Origin of the sequence: Streptomyces sp. CA-179760, assembly GCF_050937045.1 — a bacterium.
Classification (GTDB): domain Bacteria; phylum Actinomycetota; class Actinomycetes; order Streptomycetales; family Streptomycetaceae; genus Streptomyces.
The window spans coordinates 3,513,965-3,527,913 of sequence record NZ_JBNJLZ010000001.1 but is presented as its reverse complement, the minus strand read 5'-3'; the positions used below and the strand labels follow the sequence as shown (position 1 = coordinate 3,527,913).

12 protein-coding genes are annotated in these 13,949 nt (G+C 71.6%); 7 read left to right on the top strand and 5 right to left on the bottom strand.

What is annotated here, in order from left to right:
- Nucleotides 1-80: 80 nt before the first annotated feature.
- Nucleotides 81-1,562, bottom strand: coding sequence for a PucR family transcriptional regulator ligand-binding domain-containing protein (locus ACQEV8_RS15765; RefSeq protein ID WP_432960616.1), 1,482 nt, complete (start codon nt 1,560-1,562; stop codon nt 81-83).
- 144 nt (nt 1,563-1,706) lie between these two features.
- Between ACQEV8_RS15765 and ACQEV8_RS15760 the strand changes: the two genes are divergently transcribed.
- The 5 genes from ACQEV8_RS15760 to ppk2 all read left to right on the top strand — a co-directional run bounded on the left by ACQEV8_RS15760 (nt 1,707) and on the right by ppk2 (nt 7,291).
- A complete protein-coding gene (locus ACQEV8_RS15760; protein WP_432960614.1) occupies nt 1,707-3,197 on the top strand; it encodes a sodium:solute symporter in 1,491 nt (496 codons plus the stop codon).
- Nucleotides 3,198-3,253: 56 nt separating this feature from the next.
- Nucleotides 3,254-4,237 (top strand): agmatinase, encoded by a 984-nt coding sequence (gene speB, locus ACQEV8_RS15755; RefSeq protein ID WP_003990417.1) that lies wholly within the window; start codon nt 3,254-3,256, stop codon nt 4,235-4,237.
- Nucleotides 4,234-5,919, top strand: coding sequence for a thiamine pyrophosphate-binding protein (locus tag ACQEV8_RS15750; RefSeq protein ID WP_432960611.1), 1,686 nt, complete (start codon nt 4,234-4,236; stop codon nt 5,917-5,919). Before speB ends, ACQEV8_RS15750 begins: the two co-directional genes overlap by 4 nt.
- A 96-nt stretch (nt 5,920-6,015) precedes the next feature.
- Nucleotides 6,016-6,258: a DUF6411 family protein gene (locus tag ACQEV8_RS15745; protein WP_432960609.1), complete on the top strand. Its 243-nt coding sequence runs from the start codon at nt 6,016-6,018 to the stop codon at nt 6,256-6,258.
- 31 nt (nt 6,259-6,289) lie between these two features.
- Nucleotides 6,290-7,291 (top strand): polyphosphate kinase 2, encoded by a 1,002-nt coding sequence (gene ppk2 / locus ACQEV8_RS15740; protein WP_432960607.1) that lies wholly within the window; start codon nt 6,290-6,292, stop codon nt 7,289-7,291.
- Between the two features lie 7 nt (nt 7,292-7,298).
- Here the strand turns inward: ppk2 and ACQEV8_RS15735 are convergent, their stop codons facing one another.
- The 4 genes from ACQEV8_RS15735 to ACQEV8_RS15720 form a co-directional block, all read right to left on the bottom strand.
- Complete coding sequence (locus ACQEV8_RS15735; RefSeq protein WP_432960605.1) at nt 7,299-7,721, bottom strand: ATP-binding protein; 423 nt, start codon at nt 7,719-7,721, stop codon at nt 7,299-7,301.
- Nucleotides 7,722-7,823: 102 nt separating this feature from the next.
- Nucleotides 7,824-8,441: a hypothetical protein gene (locus ACQEV8_RS15730; RefSeq protein WP_432960603.1), complete on the bottom strand. Its 618-nt coding sequence runs from the start codon at nt 8,439-8,441 to the stop codon at nt 7,824-7,826.
- 195 nt (nt 8,442-8,636) lie between these two features.
- Nucleotides 8,637-9,257 carry a DUF7691 family protein gene (locus tag ACQEV8_RS15725; protein ID WP_432972718.1) on the bottom strand — a complete coding sequence of 207 codons (621 nt, stop codon included), beginning with the start codon at nt 9,255-9,257 and terminating at the stop codon, nt 8,637-8,639.
- 109 nt (nt 9,258-9,366) lie between these two features.
- A complete protein-coding gene (locus tag ACQEV8_RS15720; RefSeq protein ID WP_432960601.1) occupies nt 9,367-11,667 on the bottom strand; it encodes an ArnT family glycosyltransferase in 2,301 nt (766 codons plus the stop codon).
- A 293-nt stretch (nt 11,668-11,960) separates the two neighbouring features.
- Between ACQEV8_RS15720 and ACQEV8_RS15715 the strand changes: the two genes are divergently transcribed.
- Nucleotides 11,961-12,923 (top strand): SDR family NAD(P)-dependent oxidoreductase, encoded by a 963-nt coding sequence (locus ACQEV8_RS15715; protein ID WP_432960599.1) that lies wholly within the window; start codon nt 11,961-11,963, stop codon nt 12,921-12,923.
- Between the two features lie 167 nt (nt 12,924-13,090).
- On the top strand, nt 13,091-13,942 hold the full coding sequence (locus ACQEV8_RS15710; protein WP_432960597.1) for a serine hydrolase: 852 nt from the start codon (nt 13,091-13,093) through the stop codon (nt 13,940-13,942).
- Nucleotides 13,943-13,949: the final 7 nt, after the last annotated feature.

The following is a 13,949-nucleotide window of genomic DNA, read 5'->3' as shown; positions in this document are numbered from 1 at the left end:
AGCAGCCGCCTGTGGGCGTCCCTGGCGTATCGAACGCTGGGATGTGCGTCACGTACTCAGAGGGGGCACCGCTCCCGTACTCAGATGTGCCGCAGCGCGAACCAGAGTTCCATCCGTACGTCCGGGTCCTCGAGGTCCGTCTCCAGCAGCGTCGCGCACCGTGTGATGCGCTGCCGCACCGTGTTGCGGTGCACGGACAGGGCGACGGCCGTGCGGTCCCAGCTTCCGTGCAGGGACAGCCACGTGCGCAGGGTCTCGGTGAGTGCGGGGTGGGCGGTGACGGGGGCGAGGAGGGTACGGGCGTGGGCCGCCGCCTCGCCGGGCGGGACCAGGTCGGCGAGGGCGGGGCGCGGGGCATGCCGCAACAGCGGGGTCCGGGTGGCGCGGGCCCGGGCCAGGGCGCGGCCCGCCTGGGTGTCGGCGGCGGGCCAGTCGTGCGGGGCGACGGCGGCGCTGACGCCCAGGGTCCAGCCGGGCAGCGGGGCCGGTGCCCGGTCGGCCGGGACCAGGACCCGTACGACGTCGCCCGCCGGGTCGACCAGGGCGGAACCGAGCGCGGCACCCAGCGCGGAGGCCGCGACGGCGTCCACAGCGCCCTCCCCGTCCGGCCGGGCCCGCACGACGACCCACCGCTCACCCCCGAGCAGCGACGCGACCTCCTCGGGCGGCGCGCCCAGCAGCAGCCGCACCAGCGCGGACGATCGAGCGGCACCGGTCCCGCTCTGCTGCTCGCCGGTGAGCAGGGAGAGAAGCACGGCCGCGACGGAGACGACGGTGTGATCCCCCGGCGCCCGCTGCGGCGTCGCGACCCCGAGCACGAACCCGCGCCCGGCGCCGAGCGCGTAGGCGGCGAGGTGCAGGCCGGCGGTGGTGTCGGTGGCGGAGGTGGGGTGGGGAGGCCCACCGGATCCCTCACTCACCGGCCGCACCACCCCCGCCAGCTTCGCCAGCGCCGACGCCGCCCCCTCCCCGGGCCTCCGCCCCGCCCCCGCGATCTCCGCACCCTCCGCTCCGTACAGCACCGCCCACCCGCCCAGTCGCTGGGCGAGCTGGCGGAGGACCGAGGGGACCGGGTCGGGGCGGGAGGCGGCTGAGGCGAGGCTCTGCTGGGCCTCCGTGACGCGGCGGAGTTCGGCCAGGCGGGACTGGGCCATCAGCTGCCAGACCGCGCGGGCCACGCCCGAGAAGGTGGTCTGCGGCGGCACCTCCAGCAGCGGCAGGCCGTGCGTCTCGCAGGCCGCGACCAGCGCCCTCGGCACCGTGTCGTGCACCGGCGCCACGCCGAAGCCGAGGGCCGCGCCGCCCGCAGCCACGATCCGCGAGACGTAGTCGTCGAAGTACGTACCTGGCCCCGCCGCCTCCGGGATGTGCACGCCTGCCGTGAGCAGCAGCTCCCCGCCCAGCAGATACGGATACGGGTCCGCCATCTCCGAGGTGTGCACCCAGTGGACGACGGTGCCGGCGTCCTCGGGACCGGCGATCCGGCGCAGGGAGAGGTCCTCCCTGGCCAGGAGGGACGTGAGGAGGACGGGAGGTGTCGGGGGGACCGCCGGGTCCGGCATGGTGTGCGTTTCCTCCAGCCAAGGCCGCTCGAATAGATGAAACGTACACTTCGCAGTCGCTTTCCGGCCACCTAGTGTCAGTGCTCGTCAACCTCGTCCCCCGCGACCGAGCCCTGCGCCCCGTGCGTGCGCGAAGGAGGCCCCATGGCCGTCGACTACCTCGTGATCGTCGTCTACCTGGCCGGAATGCTGGCCATGGGCTGGTGGGGCATGCGCCGCGCCCGCTCCAAGAGCGAGTTCCTGGTGGCGGGCCGCCGGCTCGGCCCGGCCATGTACTCCGGCACCATGGCGGCCATCGTCCTCGGCGGCGCCTCCACCATCGGTGGTGTGGGGCTCGGCTACCAGTACGGCCTCTCCGGCGCCTGGATGGTCTTCACCATCGGCCTCGGCCTGCTCGCCCTGTCCGTCTTCTTCTCCGCCCGCATCGCCCGGCTGAAGGTCTACACCGTCTCCGAGATGCTCGACCTGCGCTACGGCGGCCGGGCCGGAGTGATCTCCGGTCTTGTCATGTGGGCGTACACCCTCATGCTCGCGGTGACCTCGACCATCGCGTACGCCACGATCTTCGACGTCCTGTTCGACATGAACCGCACGCTCGCGATCGTCCTCGGCGGCTCGGTCGTCGTCGCGTACTCCACCCTCGGCGGGATGTGGTCGATCACCCTGACGGACATGGTGCAGTTCGTCGTGAAGACCATCGGCGTGCTGCTCCTGCTGCTGCCGATCGCCGTGGTGAAGGCCGGCGGGTTCAGCGAGATGAAGGCGCAGCTGCCCACCGAGTACTTCGACCCGCTCGGCATCGGCGGCGAGACGATCTTCACCTATGTGCTGATCTACACCTTCGGCATGCTCATCGGGCAGGACATCTGGCAGCGCGTCTTCACCGCCCGCAGTGACACGACCGCCAAGTGGGGCGGCACCGTCGCCGGTACCTACTGCCTCGCGTACGCCCTCGCCGGCGCCGTCATCGGCACCGCCGCCAAGGTGCTGTACCCGAAGCTCGGCAGCCCGGACGACGCCTTCGCGACCATAGTGAAGGAGGAGCTGCCCGTCGGGGTGCGAGGGCTGGTGCTGGCCGCCGCCCTGGCCGCCGTGATGTCGACGTCCTCCGGTGCGCTGATCGCCTGCGCCACCGTCGCCAACAACGACATCTGGTCCCGGCTGCGGGGCCTCGCCAAGGCACCGGCCGGAAGCGCCGAGAACGCGGAGGACCGCGACGAGGTGAAGGGCAACCGCCTCTTCATCCTGATCATGGGCCTCGCCGTCATCTGCACGGCCATCGCCATCGACAACGTCGTGGAGGCGCTGACCGTCGCGTACAACCTCCTCGTCGGCGGTCTGCTCGTGCCGATCCTCGGCGGGCTGCTGTGGAAGCGGGGCACGGTCCACGGCGCTCTCGCCTCGGTCGTGGTCGGCGGCCTCGCGGTCGTCGCCCTGATGGCGACGTACGGCATCCTCGCCAACGAGCCCGTCTACTACGGGCTGCTCGCCTCCCTCGCCGCCTATCTGGCCGTCTCCTTCGCCACCCCGGCCACCGACGCCGCCGTCCTCGCCGCCTGGCGCGAGCGGCTCGCGGGACGCGCACCCGAACCTGCCTCCGAACTCGCGTCCGAACCGGCCGCGACTCCCCGGTAAGGTCATAAGGCAAGCAGTACATACGCGATGAAGCGTAGGAAAGAAGGCATTTCTTCATGAGCAGCAACGAGACACCCCGCGGGCCCGTCGACTCCTCCCGCGTTCCGCGGTACGCGGGCCCCGCGACCTTCGCCCGGCTGCCCCGGCTGGACGAGGTCGGCGGACGGGCCGATGTCGCCGTGGTGGGCGTGCCGTTCGACTCGGGTGTCTCGTACCGGCCGGGCGCCCGCTTCGGCGGCAACGCGATCCGCGAGGCGTCCCGGCTGCTGCGCCCGTACAACCCGGCGCAGGACGCCTCGCCCTTCGCCCTCGCGCAGGTCGCGGACGGCGGCGACATCGCCGTCAACCCCTTCAACATCAACGAGGCCGTCGAGACCGTCGAGGCGGCCGCCGACGACCTGCTCGGCACCGGCGCCCGGCTGATGACCCTCGGCGGCGACCACACCATCGCGCTGCCCCTGCTGCGCTCGGTGGCGAAGAAGCACGGCCCCGTGGCGCTGCTGCACTTCGACGCCCACCTCGACACCTGGGACACCTACTTCGGCGCCGAGTACACGCACGGAACGCCCTTCCGCCGCGCGGTGGAGGAGGGCATCCTCGACACCTCCGCCCTGTCCCATGTCGGCACCCGAGGCCCGCTCTACGGCAAGCAGGACCTCACCGACGACGAGAAGATGGGCTTCGGCATCGTCACCTCGGCGGACGTCTACCGGCGAGGCGCCGACGAGGTCGCCGACCAGCTGCGCCAGCGCATCGGCGACCGGCCGCTGTACATCTCCATCGACATCGACTGCCTCGACCCGGCCCACGCGCCCGGCACCGGCACGCCCGAGGCAGGCGGCATGACCTCGCGCGAGCTGCTGGAGATCCTGCGCGGGCTCGCGTCCTGCAACCTGGTCTCCGCCGACGTCGTCGAGGTGGCCCCCGCGTACGATCACGCCGAGATCACGTCGGTGGCCGCGTCCCACACGGCGTACGAACTGACCACGATCATGTCCCGCCAGATCGCCGCGGCCCGGAAGGACTCGGAAGCGAAGTGACTCACGACCACGACCTGGTGCTCCGCCCGACGCCCGCTCAGACGGAGGCCGCCCTCAACCCTCCACCCGGCCGCACCGGCGGAGACCTGGTCGTGGAGACGCTGGCCGGTCTCGGCGCGACGACCGTCTTCGGTCTGCCCGGCCAGCACGCGCTCGGCATGTTCGACGCCCTGCGCCGCTCGGACCTCAGGTACATCGGCCTGCGGGTGGAGAACAACGCCGGGTTCGCCGCGGACGCCTACGGCCGGATCACCGGCGAGGCCGCGCCCCTGCTGCTGTCGACGGGCCCGGGCGCCCTGACCTCCCTGGCCGCGCTCCAGGAGGCGGCGGCCGCCTCCGCGCCCGTGCTGGCGATCGGCAGCCAGATCCCCAGGGCGGGCCTGGGCGGCGGGCGGCACGGCTATCTGCACGAACTGCCCGACCAGGCGGCGTCGTTCCGTGGCGTGGTGAAGTCCGTCCACACGGTCCGTACCCAGTCACAGATCCCCTCCGCGATCGAGGCGGCCTGGAAGTCGGCGCTGTCGGCCCCGCACGGCCCGGTGTGGGTGGAGATCCCGCAGGACGTGCTGCTCGCGCGGACGGAGATCCCGGTGGTGACGGGCGGCGACGCCTTCCCCGAGGAGCTGCCGCCGCGCCCCGAACTGACCGCCGTGGCCGCACACTTGCTGTCCCAGGCCGAGCGCCCGGCGATCATCGCGGGCGGGGGAGTCGTACGGGCGGACGCCTCGGGCAAGCTGAAGCAGCTGGCGGAGCTGATCCAGGCCCCGGTCGTGACGACCCCCGGCGGCAAGGGCGCCTTCCCCTGGAAGCACCCGCTGTCGCTCCAGTCCTGGATCGAGGACCGGCACACCACGGACTTCCTGGAGGACGCGGACGTCCTCCTGGTGGTCGGCTCGGGACTCGGGGAACTCTCCTCGAACTACCACACGTTCAAGCCGCGCGGCCGGGTCGTCCAGATCGAGGCCGACCTCGGCAAGCTGGAGTCCAACCATCCGGCCCTGGGCATCCACGCGGACGCCCGCCTCGCGCTGCAGGCGCTGCTGGAGACGGCGTCCGAACGCCGGGACCCGGGGACTCCGGAGCGCGTACGAGAAGTGCTCGGGAAGGTCACTGAGCGCATTGCCGCCCAGGAACTCACCCTGGAACAGGACGTGCTGGCGTCCGTCCGCAGGGCGCTGCCCGCCGACTCCCCGTCCTTCTGGGACATGACGATCCTCGCGTACTGGGCCTGGTCGGCCTTCGACGCCAAGGGCCCCAACCACATGCACTCCGCCCAGGGCGCGGGCGGCCTCGGCTACGGCTTCCCGGCGGCACTCGGCGCCGCGGCGGCCGACCCGACCCGGCCGGTCCTCGCGGTCTCCGGCGACGGCGGCGCCCTGTACTCGATCGCCGAGCTGGCGACGGCCCGCCAGTACGACCTGAACGTCACCTGGCTGATCGTGGACGACGGCGGCTACGGCATCCTGCGCGAGTACATGAACGACGCGTTCGGCGAGGCGACCGCGACGGAACTGACCCGGCCGGACTATGTGGCACTGGCGGAGTCCTTCGGCGTCCCAGGGGTCCGTACGACCCCTCAGGCCCTGGAGCAGGACCTTGCGAAGGCACTCGGGTCGCCCGGTCCCTCGGTGGTCCTGCTCCCGGCCGTGCTGCGGATGTTCGCGCCGACGCATCTGGACTGAGCGGCCGGGCCGGCCGGGTCGTGTTTCCTCGCTCCTCACATGAGCGGGACAGGGCGGGGCACTCGTGTGTCAGTCCACCTGCGAGGGGAGTCGATCATGGTAGTCGCCGTCGTCATCGGCGTGTGTGTGGTCCTGGCCGTCCTGGCCTTCTTGGTGCCCCGTCTCTCCCGCCGTCCCGAACGCGGCACACAGCGGACGCTCGGGGCCGGGGCGCGGGCCGGTGGCAAGGCGCCCGGCGTTCTGGGCCGGCTCTTCAGCAAGCCCTTCCACACCAGCTCGCGCGCGGTGAGCCGCAGCGGTTCCGCGGGTCGCCGCACCCGCCGCCACATGCCCTTCTGACCGACGTTGGGGCCGAGCGGGGAGCGCGGCGATGAACACCGAAGACACCGAAGACACCGAAGACACCGAAGACGCCGAAGGCACCGAGGGCGCGAACAAGCTGCTGGACGGGCTGACCGTGGATGCCAGCCGGCGGGAGCGGCCGATCGTGCTGGACGCCGACGGGCGTCCCATCCAGACGTGGCGGGAGAACCATCCGTACGACCGCAAGGTGGGCCGCAAGGAGTACGAGCGGACCAAGCGCGTCCTGCAGATCGAGCTGCTCAAGCTCCAGCGGTGGGTCAAGGACACCGGCGCACGCCTGGTCGTCGTGTGCGAGGGGCGGGACGCGGCGGGCAAGGGCGGCACGATCCAGCGGCTGACCGAGCGGCTCAACCCGCGCGGCGCACGTGTGGTCGCCCTGGACAAGCCCACCGAGCGCGAGACGGGCCAGTGGTACTTCCAGCGGTACATCGCGCAGCTGCCGACGGCCGGGGAGATCGTCCTCTTCGACCGCTCCTGGTACAACCGGGCCGGCGTGGAGCGCGTGATGGGATTCTGCTCCAAGGACGAGTACGAACTGTTCCTCGACCAGTGCCCGGCCTTCGAGCGGATGCTGGTCGACGACGGCATCGTGCTGGTGAAGTTCTGGTTCTCCGTGTCCCGCTCCGAGCAGCGCACGCGCTTCGCGATCCGGCAGGTCGACCCGGTGCGCCAGTGGAAGCTCTCCTCCACCGACCTGGCCTCGCTGGACCTCTGGGACGACTACACCGAGGCGAAGGTCGACATGTTCCGCGCCACGGACACCGCGCACGCCCCCTGGACCGTCGTCAAGAGCAACGACAAGAGACGCGCCCGGCTGGAGACCATGCGCGGTCTGCTGTCGCGCATCGACTACGCCAGCAAGGACCGCGAGGAGGTCGGCATGCCCGACCCCCTCATCGTCGGTGCCGCCGACACCCTTCTGGAGCCCGGCGAGGAGGACACCACACTGTCACCCACTCCGCTGTCCCCCGGCGCCGACGGGCCCGGCAAGCACCCCGGGACCGACTGACACTCACTCACTCACCGGGGCCGGCGTCGGCCCCGGTTTCGGCGGGGCGGAAGCATGCCGTCACCGTCTTGCCGTGCCGCTGGCACCTCATCCCCCACTCGTCGGCGAGCTTCCGCACGATGGCCACTCCGCGGCCGCCGACATCCCCCGGCTCTGGTTCGCGCGGGCGCGGCAGCGTCGGATCCTCGTCGTGGACGCTCACATGAAGGCAGTCACCGTCCCACGTGAGGACCAGGTGCGCGTCACTGTGCGCGTGGATGTGCGCATTGGTGATCAGCTCGGACACGGCCAGCACGATGGCGTCCACCGTGTCCGGCTCGGCAGCGGCCCAGGGCAGGGACGCGAGACGTCCGCGTGTCCAGTGCCGCCCGGCGCGCACTCCCTCGGACATGGGGAACGAGTGCGCCCACCCCATCGCCTTCACCGCCACTGCCCCGACCTCCCGTCCTTCGACCGCACAGCCGCTCGTGCTGAACCGGGTACCCGGCACCCGCGGCAACAGACCTGCGGACGCCGGGCCTTGAAACACGGCCTAGAGGCCGTCGCGGACCATCGCGGCGACGATGTGGACGTGCCGGTCGGCCGCCGTGCCTGACCACTCGTTGTCGTAGTTCAGCCCGTAGGGCCAGAAGTGCCCGCCGCCGGTGGAGATCTTGGCGCCGGAGCCGTCGTACTGCCTGACGAGGGCGGTGGCCTGCCCGCCGGTCCAGGTGCCGCTGCCGCCGAGGCGGGACCAGCCCGAGCTGGTGCCCACGCCGATGGTGTGGGAGATCTCGTGCAGGGCCGTCCGCTCGTTCATGTAGCTGCGGTTGCTGCCGAAGCGGATCGTCCCGTTGATGTTGCCGTCGGCGGTGGGGACGCCCGGCTCGTAGCGGACGGTGAGGGTCTTGCCCAGGTCGCTGAGGTTGTTGTAGCGGGCCACGGCCGCGTTCATGGCCTTGGTGATCAGGTCGTAGGCCGAGCGCTGGTCCTCGGTGGGGTTGCTCGCGCGGACCAGGGACCAGGTGATGGTGGCCGCCGCGGCGCGGTCGCGGGCCGGGGCGGGGGCGGCGGTGGTCTGCGGCTGCGGGGTGGCGGCCTGGGCGGCGACGCCGGGGCCGGCCAGCAGTGCGGCGGCCAAGGCGGCGACGACTGCCTTGCGTGGGCTCATGGGGGATCCTCCTGTGGGGGTGGCCGTGACGCGTGGGGGCGAAACCTCGTACGGCGTTCGGGATCTCGGACATGCGGGCCCGTCGGTGGTATCAGACCGGAATGGATGAACTTTCCTCGCTGGCGCGGCAGTTGGGCCCGCTGTCGACCGCAAGTATCCCGATGGGAAGGACGGCGTCAAGAGTTCCCGCAGTGGTCAGTGGAACCAGAAGAGGATCGTGTCCCGGTTCGTCCCGAGCTTCCGCGAACTCTCCCACTCCTCCGCCTCGAACCGCATGACCTCGGCGAACCGGCGGGCCGCGTCGCGGTACTCGGGATCGAGACGGTCGAGCACGGACGCGTAGGCGCCGGCGAGGGCCGCGGCCCGCTGGGCCGGCAGGGTCCCGATGGCCGGCACCGCGTCCCCCGGGTGGGGGAGGCGCAGCGGCGGGCCGCCGAACAGGAACGTGCCGGGGAGCAGGCCGGACGGTACGCCGTACCGGGCCAGTTCGTCGTCCATGGCGTGGAACCACGAGGGCCGCCGCCACTGTCCCAGGTCGGTCGGGTCGGAGAAGTGCGCCGCGACGGCCTGGTAGAAGGCGTAGCTGTACGAGGGGCAGAGGTCGGTGCTCGGGGTGCCCTCGATCAGCTCCTCCAGGGCCTGGGCGATGGAGACGTCGAGGTCGATGCCCTGCTCCTGGAACCGGACGTCGGTCCGCTCGCACTCCGTACGCACCCGGGCGAGCGTGCGCTCCTGCCGCTCGGTCCGCTCCACCGCGGTGAGCAGCCGCACCACCGTCCGCATGTCGCCGGTGCTCATCTCCAGGCAGTAGCCCACGCCTGCGTTTCCCTTCACCCGTTCGCCGGAACCCGGTGTCCATGATCGGGGACAGGGGAACGGCCCCTGACCGAGGGTCGGGGGCCGTTCGTCCGGAACCGCGTGGGATTCAGCTGACGTCGGACGGGTCCAGGCGGTAGATCGCCGACCGATTCGCCGACTGGTTCGACGACTGGTTCGACTGCGACGAGGAGCTGGAGCCCGAGTTCGAGCCCGAGCTGGTGCTCTTGCTGTACGCGCTCTCCTTCACCGCCGTGCCGTGCTTCTGCACCCAGGCCGTCACCTCGGAGCTGACACTGCTGCCGCCGCCGGGGCCGCCCATGCCGCCGCCGAGCTGGATGTAGTGCAGCTCGCCGTTCTTCACCAGCTCCTTGAGCCTGGCCAGGGTCATCGCCTTGTCGGAGCCGGACCAGCCCCACATGGAGATGACGGGCTCCCCGCTGCTCACGATCAGCTGGGCGGCGCCCTGCGAACTGGAGACGGCCAGCAGCCACTTGGCGCCGTCCTGGTGCTTCTTCAGGTACGAGATGAGCTCACTGCCGGCGCCACCGCCCATGCCGCCGCCCATGCCGCCACCGGGGCCACCGCTCGTACCGCCGGGCCGGCCGCTCGTGCCGTTCTCGGCCGTGCCGGTGCCGGTGCCGCTGCCGCTGCCGCTGCCGCTGCCGGTGCCGCTGCCGGTGCCGCTGCCGTTCGGGGGCGTGCCGCCGCTGCCGCCGGGGGCCTGCCCGCCGGACGGCATCTCACCACCCGGGAAGCCTCCACCGGCCTGGGCGTTGCCGCCACCCGCCTGGGCGTTCCCTCCCTGCTGGCCACCGCCACCGCCACCCTGCATGCCGTCACCGGAGCCGCCCGGGAACCCCCGGCCGCCACCGCCACCGCCACCGCCACCGCCCCCGGGCCCGCCGAAGCCACTGCCCGTCGACGGGCCCGCAGTCGGGTTCGTACCGCCCATGCCGCCGCTCGAACCGGACGGCACCGACCAGGCGTACGCCGCCGGACCCGCCACGGCGGCGACGACCGCCGTCACCACGGATGCCGCCAGCAGCCGTACCCGTGTCCCGGACGCGGACCGGAAGACGAGCAGTCCCACGATCGCCAGCGCCATGACGACGGCGACCGCCGGCCACAGCCAGGTGTTCCAGCCGGAGGCCCGCCGCAGGAGGACGACAGCCCAGACGGCCGTGATGCCCAGCCCGGCCGGCAGCACCCACGCCCACCGCTTGTCGGCACGGAACGCGCGCAGCAGCATCACGCCGCCGCCTCCGCACAACGCCGCGATGCCGGGGGCGAGCGCGGTCGTGTAGTACGGGTGCATCGTGCCCTCGGCCATGGCGAAGGTCAGGTAGTGCAGGACCGTCCAGCCGCCCCACAGCAGCAGCGCGGCGCGGGTGAGGTCGGTGCGCGGGGCGCGGCCGCGCAGCACCAGTCCGCCGACGCAGGCGAGGGCCGCGAAGGGGATCAGCCAGGAGATCTGGCCGCCGAGGACGTCGTTGAAGAGGCGGCCGAGCCCCGCGGTACCGGAGAAGCCGCCGCCTCCGCCTCCGCCGCCTCCGCCGTTGCCCTCGCCGCCGAGGATCCGGCCCAGGCCGTTGTAGCCCATGATCAGGTCCCAGGCCGTGCCGTCCGTCGAACCACCGATGTAGGGGCGGTCGTCTGCCGGGACGAGCGAGACCGCCGCCGCCCACCAGAAGCTGGAGACGGCCAGCGCGACGCCCGCGACGAGGAGGTTGACGACGCGCTTCACGAGCTTCGGCTTCGCCGCGTACAGGTAGACCGCGAAGACGGCGGGCAGCGCGATGTACCCCTGGAGCATCTTCGTGTTGAAGGCGAGGCCGAAGCAGACCGCGGAGCCGACCAGCGGTGACAGCTTGCCGTTGTGGACGGCCCGCAGTGCGAGCGCCGCGCCGCCGGCCATCAGGAACACCAGCAGCGTGTCGGGGTTGTTGTCACGGTTGATGGCGACCGTGATCGGGGTCAGGGCCAGGACCAGCGCGGCCACCGTCGCCGCGCCGTGGCCCCACACCCTCTTCACCGAGGCGTGCACGATCCAGATCGTCGCCAGCGCGACCAGGACCATCGGCAGCATCATCTGCCAGGTGCCGTAACCGAACACCCGGCACGACAGGCCCATGACCATCAGGGCGAACGGCGGCTTGTCGACGGTGAGGAAGTTGCCCGCGTCCAGCGAGCCGAAGAACCACGCCTTCCAGCTCTCCGTGCCGCTCAGCACGGCCGCGCTGTAGAAGCTGTTGAGGCTGGAGCCGGACAGGTTCCAGGAGTAGAGCACCGCGGCCAGGGCGAGGATCGCGAGCAGCGCGGGCAGCGACCACCGCGGGGCGGCGGTGTCCCCGGGCGGGGGCGCGGCGGGCTCGGCGGTGCGGATCTGGGGTTCGGTGGCAGATGTCACCCCCGCACGATGCACACCGCCGATGGGGGCGCACTGTGTCCTGTCTGGGAGCAGGCTGTGGATGACCTGCCGGCCGGGCGTCACGGGGGTGGTGTCGGCCTCGATCACTCCTCCCGGCTCACCGGATCCGGTGAGCCGGATCAACGCGGCCCAGCCGTCGGCAACGACGATCGTGATGGGGAGATCCCCCGTCGGTATCGAGGGTGATCCAGCACAGACGCGACGCTGAACCCGGACGTTCGCCGTCACCGGCCCTTGCCCTGGAGTGCGGTCCAGCACCTAGCGTCCCCGTCATGACGACACCTCAGCACAAGATCGGATCGGGCTTCGGCGCCCGGAGCACGGCGGACGACGTCCTGAGCGGGATCGACCTGTCCGGCAGCACGGCGATCGTCACCGGTGGCTACTCGGGACTCGGTCTGGAGACGACCCGCGCCCTGGCGGGTGCCGGAGCCCGCGTCGTGGTCCCCGCCCGGCGACGGGCGGCCGCGCAGGAGGCGGTCGAGGGCATCGAAGGCGTCGAGACCGACGACCTCGACCTGTCCGACCTCGAAAGCGTCCGCGGTTTCGCCGAACGGTTCCTGGCCTCGGGTCGCGACGTCGACATCGTGATCAACAACGCCGGGGTCATGGCCTGCCCCGAGACGCGGGTCGGCCCGGGGTGGGAGGCGCAGTTCGCCACCAATCACCTCGGTCACCACGCGCTGATCAACCACCTCTGGCCGGCGATCGCCCGTGGTGGCGCGCGCGTGGTCGCCGTGTCCTCGGGCGCCCACGGCATCACCGGCATGCGCTGGGACGACGTGCAGTTCGAGCGTGGCTACGACAGATGGCAGGCGTACGGGCAGGCGAAGACGGCGAATGTGCTGTTCGCCGTGCAGCTCGACGCGCTCGGCCGCGACGCCGGAGTCAGAGCGTTCGCGCTGCATCCGGGCAGCATCCTCACCCCGCTGCAGCGCCACCTGGCGAAGGGGGAGATGGTCGACGCGGGCTGGATCGACGAGAACGGCAACCCGACCGATCCCACCTTCAAGACGCCCGGGCAGGGCGCGGCGACGCAGGTATGGGCGGCGACCTCCCCCCGGCTGGCGGGCATGGGCGGCGTGTACTGCGAGGACTGCGACATAGCCGAGCCGGCCGGCGAAGGCTCGGAGGGCGGCGTGCACGCACACGCGACCGACCCCGAACAAGCCGCTCGCCTGTGGGCGCTGTCAGCCGACCTCACGGGTATCGACGTTTTCGCGGCGTCAACCTGAGGACCGGCCCGTAAGCGATCTCCAGGCAGGTTCAGACACCCGTCAGCGGGGCGAAGTTCCACGGGCCGACAGCCCACCGGGGGCCTGACCCGCCTCCCTGGTAACGACTCGTACATGCCTTCACCAAGGCCTACAACCTTTGGGCCTGCTCCGCGAGTCAAGGGTGCATGACTTCTGGGATATCCCGCCGAGCGAGAGTGCTGGCGGCGGCCGTGGGTACGGGTGTGCTCGTGCCGCTCGTCGCCGCCGCCACGCCCGCCGCCGCTGCCCCGCCGACCGTGACCTGTACGTCCGCCAAGGCGGGCCTCGCCGCCAAGCTGAAGAAGGACATCACCGCCGCGCTCGCCGGCCGCAAGGGCACGGTCGCCGTCGGCCTCTACGACCGCAGCACCAACACCACCTGCACGCTGCGCGCGAGTTCCGCCTACGACTCGGCCAGCGTCGTCAAGGTGACCGTTCTGGCCACCCTGCTCTGGGACGCGAAGAAGACGAACCGGTATCTCACCGACCGCGAGAACACCCTCGCCAAGGCCATGATCACCAAGTCGGACAACGCGGCGACCTCCACCTTGTGGAAGCAGCTCGGCATGACGAAGATCAAGGGCTTCCTCAGTGCCGCCGGAATGACCCAGACCAAGCCCGGCGCGAACGGCTACTGGGGCCTGACCCAGATCACCGTCACCGACGAGCAGAAGCTGCTGAAGCTCCTCACCGCCAAGAACGCGGTCCTGAGCGACAACTCCCGTTCCTACATCCTGAAGTTGATGGGCCAAGTCGTCTCGTCCCAGCGCTGGGGAACGCCGTACGGGGTGCCCTCGGGCGTCACCGTCGCCGTCAAGAACGGCTGGCTGCAACGCTCCACGAACGGCTGGCGGGTGCACAGCGTCGGCGCGTTCAAGGGCGGCGGCCACGACTACGTGATGACCGTGCTCACCCACGGCAACAGCACGATGAACTACGGCATCACCACCATCCAGGCCGTGGCCAAGGTCATCCACAAGGACCTGGCGGCGAGCTGACCCTGCA